This is a genomic window from Crossiella cryophila (assembly GCF_014204915.1).
Classification (GTDB): Bacteria; Actinomycetota; Actinomycetes; order Mycobacteriales; family Pseudonocardiaceae; genus Crossiella; species Crossiella cryophila.
The window spans coordinates 4084247-4103568 of record NZ_JACHMH010000001.1 but is presented as its reverse complement, the minus strand read 5'-3'; the positions used below and the strand labels follow the sequence as shown (position 1 = coordinate 4103568).

Below are 19322 nucleotides of genomic sequence, written 5' to 3'. Positions count from 1 at the left end.
GCCCGTCCGCCAAAGCCGCCCGCAGCTCTTGATCTTGTGGCTGCGCAACGCAACCCGCCACGACAAGCCCCGGCAAAGAAACCGTTGACCTAGTGGTCTAAACCACCTAGCGTGTGACGCACGCCGCCAGCGTGCCCCCTGTACCTCGTCCCCTGCGGAGTTACAGATGACCAGTACACGTCGGCGCACCATGGCCGGAACCCTCGTGGCCGCGTTCGCTACCGCCGCGGCCCTCATCGCCTCCATGGCCCCAGCCTCCATCGCGGCCCCAGCGGCCGCTCCGGCTGCCGCGGAGCCACTGGCCGCGGCCGCGCCCAACAAGGTGATCGGCTACTTCGCCCAGTGGGGCACCTACGCCCGGAACTACCACGTGAAGAACATCGTCACGAGTGGTTCCGCGTCGAAGCTGACCCACATCAACTACGCCTTCGGCAACGTCACCAACGGCCAGTGCGCCATCGGTGACGCCTACGCCGACTACGACCGCGCCTACACCGCCGACCTCAGCGTCGACGGCAAGGCCGACACCTGGGATCCGGGTGTGCTCCGGGGCAGCTTCGGTCAGCTGCGCAAGCTGAAGAAGCAGTTCCCGCACATCAAGGTGCTGTGGTCCTTCGGTGGCTGGACCTGGTCCGGCGGTTTCGGCGAGGCTTCCAAGCGCGCCGCGGCCTTCGCCGAGTCCTGCTACAAGCTGGTCGAGGACCCGCGCTGGGCGGATGTCTTCGACGGGATCGACATCGACTGGGAGTACCCGAACGCCTGCGGGCTTTCCTGTGACACCAGTGGTTTCGGCTCGTTCAAGACGCTGATCGAGGCGCTGCGCAAGCGGTTCGGCAACAACAACCTGGTCACCGCCGCGATCACCGCGGACGGCTCCAACGGCGGCAAGATCGACGCCGCGGACTACGCCGGCGCCGCGCAGTACCTGGACTGGTACCTGCCGATGACCTATGACTACTTCGGCGCGTTCAACGCCCAGGGCCCGACCGCCCCGCACTCGCCGCTGACCTCCTACACCGGCATCCCGCAGCAGGGCTTCAACTCCGACGCGGCGATCCAGAAGCTCAAGAGCAAGGGCATCCCGGCCAGCAAACTGTTGCTGGGCATCGGTTTCTACGGTCGCGGCTGGACCGGCGTGACCAAGAAGGAACCGGGCGGCACCGCCACCGGCGCCGCGCCGGGCACCTACGAGGCTGGCATCGAGGACTACAAGGTGCTCAAGACCAAGTGCCCCAGCAACGGCACCGTCGCCGGCACCGCGTACGCGCACTGCGGCAACCAGTGGTGGAGCTACGACACTCCCGCCACCATCCGCGGCAAGGGTTCCTACGCCAAGACCCAGAACCTGGGCGGCGCGTTCTTCTGGGAACTCTCCGGTGACACCAGCAACGGCGAGCTGATCACCGCCGTCAAGGGTGGCATCAGCTAGTTCCCTTGCCCCACAAGGCAACCGGGGTGGTCCCACCACTGGGACCACCCCGGTCTCCATTACTCCGACACGGTCAGCGTCTCGTAGTACTCCTTCTGCGCCGGGTAGTAGTCGTCGAAACTCGGCAGCGCCTGGCCCTCCCTGGACGCGACCAGCATGTCCAGGTAGTACTCCCACCCAGGCCCGATGTCCCCGGCACCCTCCCGACTCTCTCGGTGGTGCACCAGCTTCAGTTCACTCACACCGTCCACTTCGGACACCTCGACGGTCAGCAGCCAGACGCCGACCTCGTCCACGGTGCTCAGCTTCAGCAGCCGGGGCGGGACGCAGTCGTCGATGCGGATGTCCATCCACCCCTGGCCTTCCTCGAAGACCATCTGCACCTTGATGGTGCGGCCCGGACCGGATTCCCCGGTCCACGGCCCGAACCAGCGCGCGGTGCGCTCGGACTCGGTCAGGCTGGCCCAGACATCCTCGGCCGGAGCGCGAAAGGTGCGGGTCAGCACCAGGTCCACCCCGGCGTCGGTGCCGAACAACCGGCCGGTTGGCAACGGTGTCATGCCGTGTTCTCCTTGTCGTCCAACGCCGAAGGCAGCGCGCGGCGCTCCCGGCGGGTGCGGTAGACCTCGGTTTCCAGGGCGTCGAGCCGGTGTTCCCACCCGGTCGGCCGCTCGAACTGGGCCAGCCAGGCGGCCAGCTCCCGGAAGCGTTGCGGATCAAGTGCGTACAGCCGCTGCCTGCCGACCAGCTCGTCCTGAACCAGCCCGCTCTCCCGCAACACCCGCAGGTGCCTGCTCACCGCCGGCCTGCTGATCTCGAACCGCCCGGCGATCTCACCCGCGGCCAACCGGCCGTCCCGGAGCAGCACCAGGATCTCCCTGCGCACCGGATCGGCGATCGCCGCCGCCACCTCATCCACCGCGGAAGCGTAACCCACTGGTTACGCGTTGGCCAGTCAGAGCACCTTCAGCTCGATGATCCGCCAGTTCGGGCCGTCCCGCCGCGCGGTGACCTCCAGCTGCGCCGCGCCGGAGTTCTGCACGTTGTCCCCGGTCCGCAGCATCTGCTGGTCGACGAAGACCAGCACGGTGGCGGTGTCGCCCTGGATCTCCCGCACTCCGGCCGCCCGGATGGTGGTGGTGAGCACGAGTTTCTGCGCCGGTGCGACCTTGCGGACCTCGGCGAACAGCTCGCGGTACTGCTCGATGGCCCGGCCGTCGAGCACCCGGGCGGCGGCCTGTTCGGTGCGCCCGGTGTCCGAATGGTCGTAGCTGAAGGTGTCCCGCACGGCATCGGTGACCTGCCGCAGCACCAGGTCCGTCGCCGCGTTGTCGACCAGCGCGACATTGGTCCCCGGCCGCAACGCCTGGGTCGCCACCCCAGCCCAGACCGCGAACCCCGCGGCGAGCACCAGCACCACCCCCAACACCGCCACCAGCGGAAACGCCCGCTTCACCACCGGCTCCGGGTCAACGGATCGAACCGTCCCGGCGCGATCCACTTCGGGCGGCTCCAGCACCGCAGCCGCCACCTCAGTCGGGACGACGTCCACCACTACCGGCGATACTGCCTCAACGATCGTGGTCGCTGACTCGATGACCTCCGGTTCCACGGCCGTCGCCCCCACCGGCCGCGGATGCCGCCCGGCCACCACCCGCACCCGCCGCACCGGCTTCTTCACCCCACGCCCGCGGGTCACGGCCCACCCACCCCCATCGTCTGCAACCGCCCCACCCGCCACCCCGCCGCCGTCCGGGTCAGCTCCGCCGACAACCGGCTGCGCTGGGTGCTCGGCTGCGCCCCGTCCCTGGCCACCGTCACCTCCACCGCCGCGATCAGCGTCGCCGCCCCCGCGTGACCGTCCACAGTGGTCAGTGCGGCCGACAGCAACCTCGCCGTGGTGGCGGTCCGCGCCGCCTTGATGTCCCTGGCGTGCTGTTCCCGGTTCTGCGCCAGCTCGTCCAGCAACGTCCCGGTGGCCACCTCCCGCCACCGCGCCAGCCCCGCCTCCACCTCCCGGTGGTCCAGGGTGTTCAGCTCCACCACGGCCCGCTGCCCCGCGGCCAGCGCGGCATCCCGCTCCACACCCTGCCGCAGATCCGGATCCCCACTCGCCAGCCACCACCCCCAGCCAAACCATCCGGCCGCGACCAGCGCCACCGCGACGAGTCCATAAAGGACTGTCTTCATCGACCCTCCAACCCCAGCAACTGCCCCAAAGTCCGCGGCCCCGGCTGCGGCCCGAGCAATCCCAGCGGCCCCGGCAACCGCGGATCAGCCTGCTGCTGCTTGGCCGGTGGCGACGCGGTGGGCCGCCCGCCGAACGGCGCGTTCTGCGAGCCACGCACCCCGGTCGGACTGTTCGGCGGCTCCGCGCAGTACGCCTTGTTGTTCAACGGCGCGTCCGTCGTCTCCTTGCCCGCCCGCTGCTTCGTGCCCTCATAACCCTTGGTGCAACTGAACGGGTCGAAGAAGTTCAGCACCAGCCCCAAATGCCCGGTCCCATCCCCGGACGCGGTCGGCGAGGTCGCGGTGATGATCGGAAACGCCACCAGCAACTGCTCCAGTCCAGCCGTCCGCGCACTGGTGATCCGGCTGGTGGTCAACAGGTTCGCCAGCAGCACCGACAACCCGGTCCCGGACCGCCGCAGCAGATCATCGGTCCGCGCCGCGACCTCCGGCACCTCTTTGGCCAGCACGCGCAGGTCCGGATCCGACCGCCGCAGCTGTTCGGCCAGCTCGCGCAGACTCCGGCTGTAGTCCACGATCTGCCGGCTCTGCTCCTCCTGCGTGCCCAGCACCGTCCTGGCGTTGGCCAGCAGCTCCTTGGTCTGGGGCAGGTGCTGGATCGCGGTCCGGGTCAGGCTGTCCGCACTGTCCAGCAACCGCTGCAGGTCCGGACCGGCATCCGCGAAAGCCGTGTTCAACTCGCCGACCACGGTCCGCAGCGAGTCCACCGGCACGCTCTTGACCAGGCGGTGCGCATCGGCCAGCACCGAGGACACCTCGGCCGGGATGGTCGTGCGCTGCTGCTCGATCACCGACCCCTCGGCCAGATAGGGCCCGCCGGTGTGCTTGGGCCGCAGGTCCACGTACTGCTCCCCCACCGCGGACCGGGTCGCCACCACCGCCTCGGTGTCCGCCGGGATCCGCGGCGCGGAGTGCTCGATGTCCAGCTCCACCTCAAGCCCGCGCTCGGTCAGGTGCAACTGCCCAACCCGCCCCACCGCGACACCGCGATAGGTGACCTCGGCATTGGTGAAGATCCCGCCGGAATCGGCCAGCTGCAACGTGACCAGGTACCCGCGCGTGCCGAACAGCCGGTCCAGCCCCGCGTACCGGGCGCCCACATAGCTGAGTCCGATCGCCGCGATGGCCAGGAACAGTCCAATTCGGATGATCACGCCCCGGCTCATCGCCGACCACCCAGGATCGTGTGCAGCAACCCGCCGAGCCCACCCAGCAGACCGGGCTGCTCGGGCGGTTTGGGCGTCCCCGAAGGCGCACCGGGCAGCAGCGGCTCAGCCGGGGGCTTTCGTGGATCGGGTGGCTGGATGATGGGCTGGTTGGAGCGGGTGAGGTTGTCCAGGATCGAACTCAGATCCAGGTCCAGCTTCACATCCGCGTTGACGTAGTCGCCGCGGAGGGTTTGCAGGGTCTGGTCGGTGAACGGGAAGCTGACCAGGATCTCCAGCGACTTGGGCAGGTTCTCGCCGGCCTCGGCGATCTTGCGCAGCACGGGTTCGAGCAGTTTCAGGTCGGCGACCAGGTTGGTCGAGCTGCGGCGCACGGTGTCGGTGGCGGTGACCGCGAGTTTGTCCAGTGCCCGCAACATCTCCACCAGCTGGTCCCGCTGGGTGTTGAGCACCGCGAGCCCCGGCGCCAGGTGGTCCAGCGCGGTGGTCAGGTTGTGCCGCTGCGCGACCAGCGTCGTCGACAACCGGCTGATCGAGTCGATGGCCCTGGTGATCCCCACCCGCTGCCCGTCAAGGTCGGCCACCACCTTGTCCACAGTGGACAGCAACCCGCGCAGCCTGGCCTCATTCCCGGCCAGTGCCGCGTCCAGCTCAGTCGTGATCGTCCGCAGCTGCCCGACCCCGCCACCGTTGAGCAGCAGGGACAGCGCCCCCAGCACCTCCTCGATCTCGGTGCTGCGGTTGGTCCGATCCACCGGGATCACCGCACCCTCGGCAAGCTGCCCCACGGGTTCCTTGGGCGCGGCCAGCTCAACGAACTTCTCCCCCAGCAAACTCGACTGCCGCAGCCGTGCCAGCGCGTTGCCCGGCAACCGCACCGCCCCGTTGACCGCGAGCCGCACCTCCGCGGTCGCGTAGTCCGCACCGAGCCTGATCTCCTCCACCCGCCCCACCGCGACATCGTTCACCTTGACCCCGGCCTGCGGCACCAGATCCAGCACGTCCGCGAACCGCACAGTGATCCGGTACGGCACGTCACCCAGATCCGCCCCACCAGGCAACGGCACCCCATACACCCCAGTACACCCACCCAACAACATCACCACCCCCAACACCCCCCACCCCGAGTGTTGGCCGTTCTCGTACCGTGTGTTGGCCGAAGTGGGACGGTGTGTTGGCCGTTCTCGTACGGTGTGTTGGCTGTTCTCGGACGGCGCTGTCCGGCGGCCTGTCCGCAACGGCCAACGTGGCGTACGACAACGGCCAACACTGCGTACGACAACGGCCAACACTCTGGTGGGGGGCATTAGCGACCGCCTAGGAGCGGGAGCTTGGGGAGGTGGCCTTGTTGCAGGCTGGCGAGGATTTCGGCTGGGCTGGGGAGCTTGAGGACGCCGTCCAGTAGGGGGGCGAGTTGGGCGCAGGCGTCGCCTAGCAGTTTGGGGAGTTGTTTTGGGGTTCCGGCCTGGATGACCCGGCACAGCAGGAGCACCGGCGGGTAGGTCAGCTCGTTGATCGCGCCGCGTACGGCGAAGGTGCCGGAGGCGGCGTCGTAGCTGTTGAGGTAGTTGGTGGCGGCCAGCGGGGCCACGTCGAGGACCTCGGCCAGTGCGGCCCGCTGGTCGACCAGGACCTTGGTGACGCTGGCCAGTTTGTCCACTGTGGACTTGAGCCGGTCCTGGTTGGCGGTGATGAACTCCTTGACGTCGATCATCGCCCCGGCCAGTCCCTGCAAGGCCGCGCCGAGGGTTTCCCGTTCCGCGGCGAGGTGGCCGCTGACCGAGGCGAGCCGGTTGTTGAAGGCGCGCAGCTGGCCGTCCGAGGCGACCAGGGCGGCGGTGAACTGGCGCAGGCCGTCGACGGTGGCGAAGAGGTCCTTGCGGGATCGGTTGAGGGTCTCCGCGGCGGCGGCCAGGTCCTTGACGGTGGCGTTGAGCGCGGCGCCGTTGCCCTTGAGGTTGGCCGCCGCGGTGTCCAGCAGGCCGGAGAGGGCGCCGTTCTTGTTCGCCCCGTCCGGTCCCAGTGCCCGGCTCAGCTCGCCGACGTCGCCGAGCAGTTCGTCCAGTTCGACCGGGATCATGGTGCGGGTCAACGGGATCTCCGCGCCACCGGCCATTTCCGGGCCGGTCTCGTAGGCGGGGGTGAGTTGCAGGTACCGGTCACTGACCAGGCTGGGCGCGATCACCACGGCCTTGGCCTCGGCCGGGATCCGGATGCCGCGGTCCACCTCGAACCGCACCCGGACCCGCTCGCCCTCGGGGGTCACCTCACGCACCCGCCCGACCGGCACGCCGAGCACCCGCACCTCCGAGCCCGGGTACAGCCCGACGGTGCGGGCGAAGAACGCGGTGATCGACGGGCCGCCGGAACCGCCCTGCCACCACACCAGCGAGGCGCTCAGCAGTAGCGCGATCACGCAGGCCAGGGCAAGCATGTTGGTGAGGCTGCGGCCGGTGGTGCTGCGGTGGGTCATCGGCCACCTCCGGTGAGCGGTGGGGTGCAGATGTTCTCGTTGATCTCGAACACGCCGACCTTGGCGTACGGCGGGACCAGGCCGCAGAAGTAGCCGTCGAACCAGCGCCCGTTGCCGATGGTGTTGTTGAACAGCCGCACGTACGGGGCCAGGTCGCGCAGTCCGGCGCTGAGCTGGTCCTGGTTGTGTTGCAGGATCCCGGTGACCTTGTCCAGTTCCTTGAGCGCGGGTCCGAGCTGGGCCCGGTTGTCCGCGACCAGGCCCTTGAGCTGTGCCGCGAGATCCTTGGTGCCACGCAGCAGCGCGCTGATCGCGGCCTTGCGCCGGTCCAGTTCGCCGAGCAGCTGACTGGCATCCGCGATGAGTCGGCGGACCTGGTCGTCGCGGCCGGCGAGGGTGCCGCTGAGCTGGGCGGTGTTGGCCAGCAACGCGGCTAGCTGGTCATCGCGGCTGGCGATGGTGCGAGACAACGCGGACAGCCCGTCCAGGGCGGATTTGGTCTTGTCCGGGGTGTTGCGGAAGGTGTCGGTGAGTACCTGGAAGCTGTCCGCCAGCTGCCGGGTGTCTACTTTGGACACGGTGTCGCCGAGCTGGTTGACCGCGTCGGTGACGTCGAAGGGGGTGGTGGTGCGGGCCAGCGGGATGGGTTCGGCCGGGCGTTGCGGCTGGGCGCCGTCGGGGATCAGGGACAGGTACTTGTCGCCGAGCAGGGTCTTGATCTCGATGGCGGCGGTGGTGCGGTCGCCGAGCCGGGTGTCGGACAGCCGGAAGCCGACCAGGACCTTGTTGCCCGCCAGGCTGATCGTGGTCACCCGGCCCACCTTGACCCCGGCCACCCTGACCTCGTCGCCGGTGCGCAGGCCACCGGCCTCGGCGAATTCGGCGCTGTAGGTGGTGCCGCCGCCGATGATCGGCAGGTCCTCGGCGTTGAACGCGGCCAGGGTGCCCAGCAGCAGGCCGACCACGGTGATCGCGCCGATCCTGGTCTGCGTGCTCGCGCCGACCCGCCTCATTGGCTGCACCGTTCCGGCATCGGGGTGCCCACCAGGGGCAGCAGTGGCAGGTCGACGGTGAGGCCGAGAGCGCCGACGCCGACCTTGCCGGAGATGCGGCAGGCGAAGAAGTTGAACCAGCCGCCGTAGCTGGCCACCCTGGCGATGGAGCGGACCTTGGTCGGGAAGCGGTCCAGGAAGTTCTCGAGGAGGTCGCTGCGGTTGCCGAGCTGTCCGGCGATCTGGCCGAGGGCGCCGATATCGGCCTTGAGCGCGGGGCGGGCGGCGTCCAGCAGTCCGGCGGTGACCTGGGTCAGTTCGCCGAGGGCGGCGATGGCCTGGCCGATGGGCTGGCGTTGTGCGGCCAGGCCGCTGGCCAGGCGTTGCAGCTGGTCGAGCAGGCCGGTGAGTTCGCCGGTGCGGCCGTTGACGGTGTCCAGGACGGTGTTGAGGTTGCCGACGACCTCGCCGATCACCTTGTCCTTGGCCGCGATGGCCGAGGTGAGCGAGGCGGTGTGGCCGAGGATGCTCTCGATGGTGCCGCCCTCGCCCTGGAAGACCTGGATGATCTCGCCGGCGAGTTTGTTGACCTGGTCCGGGTTGAGGGCCTGGAACAGCGGGCGGAAGCCGTTGAACAGCACGGTGAGGTTGAGCGCTGGCCGGGTGCGGGACAGCGGGATTTCCGCGCCCCACGGTAGTTTCTGCCGGATGTCGCCGTTGTCCAGGGCGAGTGCGAGGTAGCGCTGGCCGACCAGGTTGCGGTACTTGACGGTCAGCGTGGCCGAAGCGGGAAGCGGGGTCGCACTGTCCACTTCGAACTCGACCCTGGCCTGTTTCTCGTCGGCCACGGTGATCGAGGTGACGCTGCCGAGCCGGACGCCGGACATGCGGACCTCGTCGCCGACGTTGAGTCCGGTGACATCGGTGAACCTGGCCGAGTAGCCGGACTTGGGGCCGCCGGTGGAGTTGGCGATGGTGAGGGCCAGCAACGCGGTCAGCGTCACGGTCACCGCGGTGAACACGATGAGCTTGGCCAGTGGGGAGAGCACGTTCATCGCAGGGTCACCTCCGTGCCCCGGAACATCGGTCCCAGCATGAGTCCGGCCCACTCGGGCACCTCGGCCACCGGTTTCTCCAGGATCGGCGCGGCCAGCGCGTTGATCAGCTCGCGTTCCGGCCGGGAGTTGGCGACCGAGGGCGCGGCGGCCGGGTGGGTGGAGCCGTCCAGCACCGGGCCGCCGGGCGGGTACTGCGGGAACCGGCCGGGTGGTTTGGCGGGCGGGTAACAACGGGGGCCGCGTTTGTCGAGGTACTTGGGCACGTCCACACCCGGCCGGTACTTCCCGCGGCTGGCGGTGATCTCCAGGGTGAACTTGGCAATGTGCGGTTCCTTGCTGCCCTTGCCGAAGGTCTTGTCCGTGTTGGGGATCATCGCGACGAGTTGCTCCAGCAGGCAGGGGTACTCGGGTGCGTACTTGGCCAGCACTTCCAGGGTTGGCCTGCCCTCGGCGACGAGTGCGATCAGGTTGTCCCGGTTGACTTTCAGGAACGCCTCGATGTCGATCGCGGCCAGGGTGACGTTGCCGAACAGGGCACGCAGGTTGTGCTGCTGGTCGAGCACGGTCCGGGTTGTGGTGGTGGCGTCGGCGAGGGCCTGGATCAGGTCGGGGGCGGCGGTGGTGTAGGTGTCGGCGACCTTGGCCAGCGCCTTGAGGTCGGCACGCAGATCGGGCAGGGACGGGGCCAGTCCGTCCAGGTAGTCGCCGAGCCGGATCAGCGTGCTGCCGAGTTGCTTTCCCCTGCCGCGCAGGGCATTCGCCATCGCGGTGAGGGTGGCGGAGAGCTGGTCGGGGCGGACCGCGGTGAGCACCGGCAGCAGGTCGTTGAGCACCGCCTCGATCTCCACCGCCGCCTGGCTGCGGTCCAGGCCGATGGCCTGACCGTCCACAAGGGACTTACCGCTACGCTGGGGCGGTGGTTGCAGAGCCACATAACGTTCGCCGAAAAGGGTTTTGGGCAGCAGGCGGGCGGTGACCTCGGCCGGGATCAGCGGGATCCGTTCGGGTTGCAGGGCCAGTTCCAGCACCGCCCGGTCCTGGCCGGTCCTGATGGCCCGGACCTCGCCGACGATCAGCCCGCGCACCTTGACATCCGCGCCCGCCCGCAGCTGCGTCCCGGCCCGGTCGACCTCCAGCAGCACGGTGGCCACCGGGGTGAACGCCTTGCGGTACACCGCGATCGAGCCAGCCACGAACAGCGCGACCACCAGCAGGAACACCAGTCCCAGCAACTGGAAGCGCAGTGGTGACCCGCGATCGTTCATCCGGCGATCCGCACGGTGGTGGTGGAACCCCAGATGGCCAGGCTGAGGAAGAGGTCCAGGAACATCTGGGCCACGATCGCCGCCCGCACCGCCCGGCCCACCGCCACGCCGACACCGGCCGGGCCGCCGCTGGCGGTGTAGCCGTAGTAGCAGTGCACCAGGATGATCACCACGGCGAACACGATGACCTTGAGGAAGGACCACAGCACGTCGGCCGGTGGTAGGAACAGGCCGAAGTAGTGGTCGTAGGTGCCGGCGGACTGGCCGTAGAAGAGCACGGTGACCACCCGGGAGGCCAGGTAGGAGCAGAGCAGGCCGACCACGTAGAGCGGGATCACCGCACCGAGTCCGGCCAGGATGCGGGTGGTCACCAGGTAGGGCAGGCTCGGCACGCCCATGACCTCCAGGGCGTCGATCTCCTCGGAGATGCGCATCGCGCCGAGCTGCGCGGTGAACCCGCAGCCGACCGTGGCCGAGAGCGCGAGTCCGGCGGAGAGCGGGGCGACCTCGCGGGTGTTGAAGTAGGCCGAGATGAACCCGGTGAGGGTGGAGGTGCCGAGCTGGTTGAGTGCGGAATAGCCTTGCAGGCCAACGACCGCGCCGGTGAACACGGTCATGCCGATCATCACGCCGAGGGTGCCGCCGATCAGCGCCAGTGCGCCGCTGCCGAAACTGACCTCGGTGAGCAGCCGCAGGATCTCCCTGGTGTAGCGGCGAATGGCCAGGGGGATCAGCGCGAGGGCGCGCAGGCAGAACCAGAGCTGGCGGCCCAGTGCCTCCAGCCCCGGCACGGGTAATCGGGCCTTGCGCGTCACCACGACCACGGCTCAACCGCCCTTCGCCGGGACGAGCTGGAGGTAGACGCCGGTGATCACCATGTTGATCAGGAACAGCAGCAGGAAGGTGATCACCACGGCCTGGTTCACCGCGTCGCCAACGCCTTTGGGGCCAGGTGAGGGGTTGAGGCCGCGGTAGGCAGCGACGATGCCCGCGACGAAGCCGTAGAGGAACGCCTTGAACTCGCTGATCCACAGGTCGGAGAGCTGGGCCAGCGCGGAGAAGCTGGACAGGTAGGCGCCGGGGGTGCCGCCCTGCAGGACCACGTTGAAGAAGAACCCGCCGAGCACGCCGACCACGCTGACGACCCCGTTGAGCAGCACCGCGACCAGCATCGCGCCGAGCACTCTCGGCAGGATCAGCCGGTGCACCGGGGAGACCCCGAGCACCTCCATCGCGTCGATCTCCTCGCGGATGGTGCGCGCCCCGATGTCCGCGCACATCGCCGAACCCCCCGCTCCCGCAACGAGCAGCGCGGTGATCAGTGGGCTGGCCTGCTGGATGATCGCGAGCGCACCGGCCGCGCCGGTGAAGGACTGGGCGCCGATCTGCTGGGTGAGCGAGCCGAGTTGCAGCGAGATGACCGCGCCGAAGGGGATGGCGACCAGCGCGGTGGGCAGAATGGTGACGCTGGCGAAGAACCAGGCCTGCCGGATCGACTCGGCGAGCGGGAAAGGCCTGCGCGGCAGGCTGATCAGCACCTCCCAGGACAGCAGGCTCATCCGCCCGACCTGGCGCAGTGCCGCCAGGCCGGGGACCTGCCTTGCCGGGGGAGCGGTCATCCGACCGACCCGAAGGCGTGCGTGGCGGTGGCGCCGCCGTCCGCGGCGAACTCGCCACCGGAGCAGTAGGAGCTTTCGTCGCTGGCCAGGAACAGCACCACGTTGGCCACCTCCTCGGGCTGGCCGATCCGCTTCATCGGCACCAGTTTGCCCATGGCGGTGCGGTCGATCTCGATGCCGCCCAACGCCTCGCTGGCCATCTGGGTGTCCATCGCGCCGGGGTGCACCGAGTTGACCCGCACGCCCTGCGCGGCCAGTTCCAGCGCGGCCACCTTGGTCATGCCGCGGATGGCGAACTTGCTGGCGGTGTAGGCGGACAGGGTCGGCATTCCGGCCAGACCCTCCACAGAGGACACGTTGACGATGGATCCGGCGCGGGCCTCGGTCATCACCGGGATCACCGCGCGCATACCGAGGAAGCAGCCGACCTGGTTGACCCGGATCACCCGCTCGTAGTCGGCCAGCGTGGTCTGCGCCAGCGGCGCGAAATGCAGCACCGCGGCGTTGTTGACCAGCACGTCCAGCCTGCCCAGGTCGGTGACGGTCTCGGCGACCACCCCGGCCCAGTCGTCCTCCGAGCCGACGTCCAGGTGCCGGTAGCGGGCGTTGGGGCCGAACTCGGCGGCGAGCCGGTGGCCGGTGTCGTCGGCGATGTCGGCCAGCACCACCCTGGCCCCCTCGCGCAGGAACCGGCGGACCACCGCCTCGCCGAGTCCGCGGGCCGCGCCGGTGACCAGGGCGACCTTGCCGTCCAGCCTCACATCAGCTCCTCGGTCAGCGGTAGCAGCACGGTCTTCAGTTCGGTGTATGCCTCATAGGCGCTGCGGCCGCCCTCGCGGCCCAGCCCGGACTGCTTGAACCCACCGAAGGGCAGGTGTGGTTCGACGGTGAACCCGTTGATGCCAATGGTTCCGGCCCGGAGTTTGCGGGCGACCCGGAAGGCGCGTTTGCTGTCCGCGGTGTAGACCCCGGCGCCCAGGCCGTACTCGGTGTCGTTGGCCAGCCGGATCGCCTCGTCCTCATCGGTGAACGGGACCACCACGAGCACCGGGCCGAAGATCTCCTCCTGGGCGATGGCCATGTTGTTGTCCACGTCGGCGAAGATGGTGGGCTGCACGAAGTGACCCGTACTCAGCTCACCCTCCACTTTGGACCCGCCGGTGACCAGCCTGGCGCCTTCCTCCTGACCCCGGTTGATATAGCCGAGCACCCGCTCCAGCTGGCGTTCGTTGATCAGCGGACTGGCCAGGGTGCCCGCGTCGAACGGGTCGCCGTAGGTGATCGCGCCCGCCATCATCTGCGCGGCGGCCAGGAACTCCTCGTAGACGTCGCGGTGCACCAGGGCCCGGCTGTGCGCCACGCATGCCTGGCCGGACAGGCCCATGGTGACCGTGCCCATCGAGGTCATCCCGGCCAGGCCGACGTTCGGCGCGTCCGGGAACACCAGGCTCGGACTCTTGCCGCCCAGCTCCAGGGAAACCCGTTTGAAGGTGCTGGCGGATGCCTCGACGATCCGTCTGCCGACCGCGCGACTGCCGGTGAAGCTGATCTTGTCCACCCCGGGGTGGGTGATCAGCGCCTCGCCCACCGTGGCGCCGGGGCCGGTGACCACGCTGACCACGCCGTCGGGCAACCCGGCCTCGGCGAGCAGTTCCACCATGCGCAGCACGGAGAAGGTGGCGTACTCCGACGGTTTGAGCACCACCGTGCACCCGGCGGCCAGCGCGGGCGCGAGTTTCTGCGCGAACAGCAGGAACGGCGCGTTCCAGGGCAGGATCGCGGCGACCACACCCACCGGTTCGCGGAAGGTCATGGCCAGGTGATCACCGCCCTGGTACGGCGGCAGGGTGTCCCCGCCGAGCTTGTCGATCCAGCCGGCGTGGTGGTCGAAGACGTCCGCGGCCGCGCCCACCGAGGTGGTGTAGATGCCGCCGAAGGACAGCGGCACGCTGTTGTCCAGTGCCTGCAACGCCTGCAGCTCGGCGGTGTGCTCGCGCAGCAGGTTGCTGTAGCGGTGCAGGGTGCGGATGCGTTCCCCGGCACGGGCCCTCGGCCACGGGCCCTCGTCGAAGGCACGGCGGGCGGTGCGCACGGCTTCGTCCACATCGGACACCGTGGCCACCGCGAAGCCGCCGATGTCCTCGCCGGTGGCCGGGTGCCGGTGCCGCCAGAGTTCGCCGTCGGCCGCCGCCCGCCACTTCCCGTCGACCAGCAGCTGACCTTCGGACAGGCCCGCGGTGTCCCGGTGCGGCAACACGGTGAGCGGCATGGCTACTCCTTAGCTGGCGGATCAGGGGCGGGCCTGCAACGCGTTCAGCTCGGTGCAGGCGAAGGTGCGCTCGGCCGGGCGGCCGGTGAAGTACTCGCCGACGGTGGCGTCCAGCTCGGCCAGGCTCCAGGTGTCCCCGGTGGTGACGAAGCGTTGTTCCACCGTGGGCGGGGCGAGCAGGGCGACCATGCCGCCGTGCACCACGAACACCTGGCCGTTGATCGACTCGGCGGCGGGCGCGGCGAGGTAGGCGACGAAGGGCGCGACGTGTTGTGGGTCAAGGGGATCCAGGCCCTCGGCGGGGGCCTCGCCGAAGACGTGCCTGGTCATGCCGGTGCGGGCGCGCGGGCAGATCGCGTTGGCGCGCACCCCGTAGTGGGCAAGGGCCCTGGCGGTGGACACGGTCAGCGCGGCGATGCCCGCCTTGGCCGCGGCGTAGTTGGCCTGGCCGGGCGAGCCGAGCAGGAAGGACTCCGATGCAGTGTTCACGATCCGGCCGTACACCGGCCCGTCGGTGTACTTGGCCTGCTGCCGCCAGTACGCGCTGGCGTTGCGGGACAACAGGAAGTGCCCGCGCAGGTGCACCCGGATGACCAGGTCCCAGTCCTCGTCGGAGAGGTTGAACAGCATCCGGTCACGCAGCACCCCGGCGTTGTTGACCACCACGTGCAGGCCGCCGAACTCGGCCAGCGCGGCGGCCAGCAACGCGTCCGCGGTGGCCCGCTCGGCGATGTCCCCGGCCACCACGGTCACCGCGCCACCGGCGGCCTTGATCAGCTCGGCGGTCTCCTCGGCCGCGCCGGGCAAGTCGTTGAGCACCACGCTCGCCCCGGCCGCGGCCAGTGCCAGCGCTTCCGCGCGTCCGAGTCCGGCGCCGGCGCCGGTCACCACGGCGACCTTGCCGGACAGGCTCAGCCCATCGTCCACAAGCGACACCCGCCTAGTCGAAGGTCACGATCTGCCGGATCACCTTGCCGCCGCGCAGGGTGTCCAGGCCGTCGTTGATCTTGGACAGCGGCAGCCTGCGGCTGATCATGCCGTCCAGGTCGAGCTGCCCTGCCCGCCAGAAGTCGATCATCTTGGCCGAGTCGCGGCGGACGTCGGCCGAGCCGTAGAAGGAGCCCAGCAACCGCTTCTCGTGCAGGAAGAGTTCCTGGGCGGAGAAGCTGACCTGGGCCTCGGCCCGCCCGGCGCCGACCACCACCACGGTGCCGCCGCGGCGGGCGGAGTCCCAGGCGGAACGGATGGTGGCGGGCAGACCCACCACCTCGAACGCGTAGTCCGCGCCCTCGCCGCCGGTCACCTCGGCCAGCAGCGCGGGCAGTTCCTCGGGGGTGGCGGTGTGCGTGGCGCCGAACTTGAGCGCGGCCTCGTGCTTGTCCCGCACCGGGTCCACCGCGATGATCGTGCTCGCCCCGGCGATCCGCGCACCCTGCAAAGTGGACACGCCGACCCCGCCGCAGCCGATCACCACCACGGTCGAACCGGGCTCGACCGCGGCCGTGTTGAGCACCGCGCCCGCGCCGGTGAGCACCCCGCAGCCGATCAGCGCGGCGATCTCGAACGGCACGTCCTCGGGCACCTTGATCGCCGCGGGCTGCGGCACCACCAGCTCCTGGGCGAAGGTGCCGCAGCCGGCGAAGCCGAACAGCGGCTGCTCACCATCGAGGAAGCGGGGTTTCATGAAGGACTCGATCGCGTACACCGCGCACAGGTGCGACTGCCCGCGCAGGCAGGACTTGCAGCGCAGGCAGGGTGGCACGAACGTGATCAGCACGTGGTCACCCACCGCCAGATCGGTGACCGCCGAGCCGATCTCCACCACCTCGCCCGCGCCCTCGTGGCCGAGCACACCCGGCGCGAGCGCGGGCAGGGTGCCGTCCATGGCGTGCAGATCGCTGTGGCAGATGCCGGAGGCGCGCACCGCCACCCGCACGTCGAAGGGGCCGGGCGGGACCGTGGCCACATCGGTCCGCAGCTCCAGCCGGTCGTCGCCAACCTGGTTCAGCACGGCAGCCTTCACCGAATCCACTCCTCGATGAGTAGTGCGCCCTCGGATGGGGACCGACACTAGAATGTGTTCTCGATCTGAGCAAGGGCCAACTGAGTGGCACAGGTGTACCGGGGTGGACGACTCAAGTCTACGTTCCGGATTCGAAAGAACGTGTTCTAGTATTGGCCCATGCGGATCGCCTTCACGCGGGAACAGCAGCAGTTGCGCGCGGACTTGCGGGCGTACTTCGCCGAGCTGATGACCCCGGAGCGGCGCGCGGCGCTGTACACCGGTGGCGGCGGCGACTACGGCGACCGCGCCACCTATCTGGAGGTGGTGCGGCAGATGGGCCGGGACGGCTGGCTCGCGCTGGGCTGGCCGCGGGAGTACGGCGGTCAGGAACGTCCACTGCTGGACCAGCTGATCTTCACCGACGAGGCGGCCACCGCGGGTGCGCCGGTGCCGTTCCTGACCCTCAACAGCGTGGCCCCGACGATCATGCGCTTCGGCACGGACGAGCAGAAGGCCTACTTCCTGCCCCGCATCGCCGCCGGTGAACTGCATTTCGCCATCGGCTACTCCGAGCCCGAGGCCGGCACCGACCTGGCCTCACTGCGCACCAGGGCGGTGCGCGACGGTGACGAGTGGGTGATCAACGGCCAGAAGATGTGGACCAGCCTGATCCAGTACGCCGACTACGTGTGGCTGGCCTGCCGCACCGATCCGGGGGCACCCAAGCACAAGGGCCTCAGCGTGCTGATCGTGCCCACCGACGCCCCCGGCTTCTCCTGGACCCCGGTGCGCACCATGGCCGGACCGGGCACCAGCGCCACCTACTACAGCGAGGTCCGGGTCCCGGCCGGCGCGCTGGTGGGCGAGGTGAACAAAGGCTGGCCACTGATCACCAACCAGCTCAACCACGAACGCGTGGCCCTCACCTCCGCCGCCCCGATCCGCAACGCCCTGCAGGAGGTCCTGGACTGGGCGAAGGCGACCAAGCTGCCCGACGGCACGCCAGTGGCCGACCAGGAGTGGGTGCGGATCCACCTGGCCAGGGTGCACGCGAAGGTGGAGTACCTGAAGCTGCTGAACTGGCGAATCGCCTGGGGCGCTGCGCACACCCCGACCCCGGCCGACGCCTCCGCCACCAAGGTCTACGGCACCGAGCTGGCCACCGAGGCCTACCGCCTGCTGATGGAGGTGCTCGGCCCCGTCGCCACTCTGCGCGCGGGTGCGCCAGGAGCCGCACTGCACGGCAAGATCGAGCGCCTGCACCGCTCCTGCCTGATCCTGACCTTCGGCGGCGGCACCAACGAGGTGCAACGCGACATCATCGCCGCCACCGCCCTCGGCCTCCCCATCCGGCGTTAGGAGCGATCGTGGACTTCAGCACCACCGAGGCCCAGGACGCACTGTCCACTTTGGCCACCGAGATCCTGACCGACCAGGTGACCCAGGACCGCCTGCGCGCCGCCGAGTCCGACCCAGACCACTTCGACCGTCCACTGTGGAATATGCTTGGGACGTCAGGCCTGCTCGGAGCCGGTATCCCGGAGTCCATGGGCGGCTCCGGCTACGGCGTACTGGAACAGTGCTCAGTCCTGGTCGCCCTGGGCAGGTCGGTAGCCCCCGTCCCCTACCTGGCCTCCACCACCCTCGCCGCCACCACCCTCGCCGAGTTCGCCACCCCGGCCACCCGCGAACGCTGGCTCCCCGACGCCCTCTCCGGCGAAACAGTCCTGACCGCCGCCCTCACCGACGAATCCCCCACCACAGCCGACCCCACCCCCGACGGCTGGCTACTCACCGGCACCAAAACCGCCGTCCCCGCGGGAGCCCTCGCCGCGGCAATCCTGGTCCCCGCCGAAACCCCCAACGGCCCCCAGGTCTTCCTGGTAACCCCGGAAGACCCCCGCGTCACCCTCCGCCGCCAGCAAACCGTCAACGGCCCAACCACCGCCCAACTAGACCTCAGCGCCACCCCTCTCCCCCCCGACCGAGCCCTCTCCCCCGAGGCCGCGGACTTCCTCAACACCAGATCCATCCTCGGCTGGTGCGCCCTCCAACTAGGCATCACCGAACGAGCCCTGGAACTCACCGCCGCCTACGCCCGCGAACGCATCCAGTTCGGCCGCCCCATCGGCCAATTCCAAGCCGTAGCCCAACGCCTCGCCGACGCCTATGTGGACGTCCAAGCCATCCGCCTGACCCTCTGGCAAGCAGCCTGGCGAGTAAGCGAGAACCTCCCCAGCTCAGAATCCCTCTCCACCGCCAAGTTCTGGGCCGCCGACGCCGGCCACCGAGTAGCCCACACCGCAGTCCACATCCACGGCGGCGTAGGCATCGACCAAGACCACCAACTCCACCGCTACTTCACCGCAGCCAAACAAGCCGAATTCACCCAAGGCAACGCCACCACCCACCTCCGCACCCTAGGCAACGCCCTAGCCCACCGCCCCTAACCCCCACCCCCACACATCGTGTTGGCCGTTGTCGTACACCGTGTTGGCCGTTATGGACAGGCAGACGGCGAGGCCGGGGTAGGCGGAGCCCGGAGGGCGGCGTCGGGGCGGCCTCGGAAGGGACGCCCCTAGAGCTGGACAACTCAGCGCGTCCCACAACAGCCAACCAGGCGTACAAGAACGGCCAACACGCGGTACAAGTACGGCCAACACACCGTCCCAGAACGGCCAACACTCCGGGAGGTTGAAACCCCGCCGGCGTGTTGGCCGTTCTCGTACCGGGTGTTGGCCGTTGTGGTACGGCACGTTGGCCGTTGTGGGACGGGGACGGGGACGGGGACGGGGA

At 69.4% G+C, this 19322-nt stretch carries 19 protein-coding genes; 3 read left to right on the top strand and 16 right to left on the bottom strand.

Annotation, left to right across the window (positions count from 1 at the left end):
* The first annotated feature begins 244 nt into the window (after positions 1 to 244).
* Complete coding sequence (locus HNR67_RS18325) at positions 245 to 1429, top strand: glycoside hydrolase family 18 protein (RefSeq protein WP_407645180.1); 1185 nt, start codon at positions 245 to 247, stop codon at positions 1427 to 1429.
* A 59-nt stretch (positions 1430 to 1488) separates the two neighbouring features.
* Here the strand turns inward: HNR67_RS18325 and HNR67_RS18320 are convergent, their stop codons facing one another.
* From HNR67_RS18320 to HNR67_RS18245, 16 genes are all read right to left on the bottom strand, one after another.
* On the bottom strand, positions 1489 to 1989 hold the full coding sequence (locus HNR67_RS18320; protein ID WP_185003470.1) for an SRPBCC family protein: 501 nt from the start codon (positions 1987 to 1989) through the stop codon (positions 1489 to 1491).
* Positions 1986 to 2348, bottom strand: coding sequence for a metalloregulator ArsR/SmtB family transcription factor (locus HNR67_RS18315; protein ID WP_185003469.1), 363 nt, complete (start codon positions 2346 to 2348; stop codon positions 1986 to 1988). The genes HNR67_RS18320 and HNR67_RS18315 overlap by 4 nt, the downstream gene beginning before the upstream one ends.
* A gap of 36 nt (positions 2349 to 2384) precedes the next feature.
* Complete coding sequence (locus tag HNR67_RS44510) at positions 2385 to 3128, bottom strand: hypothetical protein (protein ID WP_246494078.1); 744 nt, start codon at positions 3126 to 3128, stop codon at positions 2385 to 2387.
* On the bottom strand, positions 3125 to 3619 hold the full coding sequence (locus HNR67_RS18305; RefSeq protein WP_185003468.1) for a hypothetical protein: 495 nt from the start codon (positions 3617 to 3619) through the stop codon (positions 3125 to 3127). The genes HNR67_RS44510 and HNR67_RS18305 overlap by 4 nt, the downstream gene beginning before the upstream one ends.
* Positions 3616 to 4845: an MCE family protein gene (locus HNR67_RS18300; RefSeq protein WP_185003467.1), complete on the bottom strand. Its 1230-nt coding sequence runs from the start codon at positions 4843 to 4845 to the stop codon at positions 3616 to 3618. Before HNR67_RS18300 ends, HNR67_RS18305 begins: the two co-directional genes overlap by 4 nt.
* Positions 4842 to 5945 (bottom strand): MCE family protein, encoded by a 1104-nt coding sequence (locus HNR67_RS18295; RefSeq protein WP_185010811.1) that lies wholly within the window; start codon positions 5943 to 5945, stop codon positions 4842 to 4844. The genes HNR67_RS18300 and HNR67_RS18295 overlap by 4 nt, the downstream gene beginning before the upstream one ends.
* 206 nt (positions 5946 to 6151) lie before the next feature.
* Positions 6152 to 7318: an MCE family protein gene (locus HNR67_RS18290; RefSeq protein WP_185003466.1), complete on the bottom strand. Its 1167-nt coding sequence runs from the start codon at positions 7316 to 7318 to the stop codon at positions 6152 to 6154.
* The gene (locus tag HNR67_RS18285) at positions 7315 to 8331 is read right to left on the bottom strand and encodes an MCE family protein (RefSeq protein ID WP_185003465.1); all 1017 of its coding nucleotides are present in this window, start codon (positions 8329 to 8331) and stop codon (positions 7315 to 7317) included. Before HNR67_RS18285 ends, HNR67_RS18290 begins: the two co-directional genes overlap by 4 nt.
* Positions 8328 to 9365, bottom strand: coding sequence for an MCE family protein (locus tag HNR67_RS18280; protein ID WP_185003464.1), 1038 nt, complete (start codon positions 9363 to 9365; stop codon positions 8328 to 8330). Before HNR67_RS18280 ends, HNR67_RS18285 begins: the two co-directional genes overlap by 4 nt.
* Positions 9362 to 10633, bottom strand: a complete 1272-nt coding sequence (locus tag HNR67_RS18275) for an MCE family protein (protein ID WP_185003463.1) — start codon at positions 10631 to 10633, stop codon at positions 9362 to 9364. Before HNR67_RS18275 ends, HNR67_RS18280 begins: the two co-directional genes overlap by 4 nt.
* Entirely contained in the window at positions 10630 to 11457 is an 828-nt protein-coding gene (locus HNR67_RS18270) for an MlaE family ABC transporter permease (RefSeq protein ID WP_185003462.1), read from the bottom strand. Before HNR67_RS18270 ends, HNR67_RS18275 begins: the two co-directional genes overlap by 4 nt.
* 3 nt (positions 11458 to 11460) lie before the next feature.
* Entirely contained in the window at positions 11461 to 12252 is a 792-nt protein-coding gene (locus tag HNR67_RS18265; protein WP_185003461.1) for an MlaE family ABC transporter permease, read from the bottom strand.
* Positions 12249 to 13013, bottom strand: a complete 765-nt coding sequence (locus HNR67_RS18260) for a glucose 1-dehydrogenase (protein ID WP_185003460.1) — start codon at positions 13011 to 13013, stop codon at positions 12249 to 12251. The genes HNR67_RS18265 and HNR67_RS18260 overlap by 4 nt, the downstream gene beginning before the upstream one ends.
* Entirely contained in the window at positions 13010 to 14521 is a 1512-nt protein-coding gene (locus tag HNR67_RS18255) for an aldehyde dehydrogenase family protein (RefSeq protein ID WP_185003459.1), read from the bottom strand. Before HNR67_RS18255 ends, HNR67_RS18260 begins: the two co-directional genes overlap by 4 nt.
* 21 nt (positions 14522 to 14542) lie before the next feature.
* Positions 14543 to 15436, bottom strand: coding sequence for a 3-oxoacyl-ACP reductase (locus tag HNR67_RS18250; protein ID WP_185010809.1), 894 nt, complete (start codon positions 15434 to 15436; stop codon positions 14543 to 14545).
* A gap of 25 nt (positions 15437 to 15461) precedes the next feature.
* Positions 15462 to 16544 carry a Zn-dependent alcohol dehydrogenase gene (locus HNR67_RS18245; RefSeq protein WP_185003458.1) on the bottom strand — a complete coding sequence of 361 codons (1083 nt, stop codon included), beginning with the start codon at positions 16542 to 16544 and terminating at the stop codon, positions 15462 to 15464.
* Between the two features lie 159 nt (positions 16545 to 16703).
* On the opposite strand from HNR67_RS18245, the gene HNR67_RS18240 reads away from it, so the two are divergent.
* Together HNR67_RS18240 and HNR67_RS18235 are read left to right on the top strand one after the other, a co-directional pair.
* The gene (locus HNR67_RS18240; protein WP_185003457.1) at positions 16704 to 17885 is read left to right on the top strand and encodes an acyl-CoA dehydrogenase family protein; all 1182 of its coding nucleotides are present in this window, start codon (positions 16704 to 16706) and stop codon (positions 17883 to 17885) included.
* 8 nt (positions 17886 to 17893) lie between these two features.
* Positions 17894 to 18976 (top strand): acyl-CoA dehydrogenase family protein, encoded by a 1083-nt coding sequence (locus HNR67_RS18235; protein WP_185003456.1) that lies wholly within the window; start codon positions 17894 to 17896, stop codon positions 18974 to 18976.
* Positions 18977 to 19322: the final 346 nt, after the last annotated feature.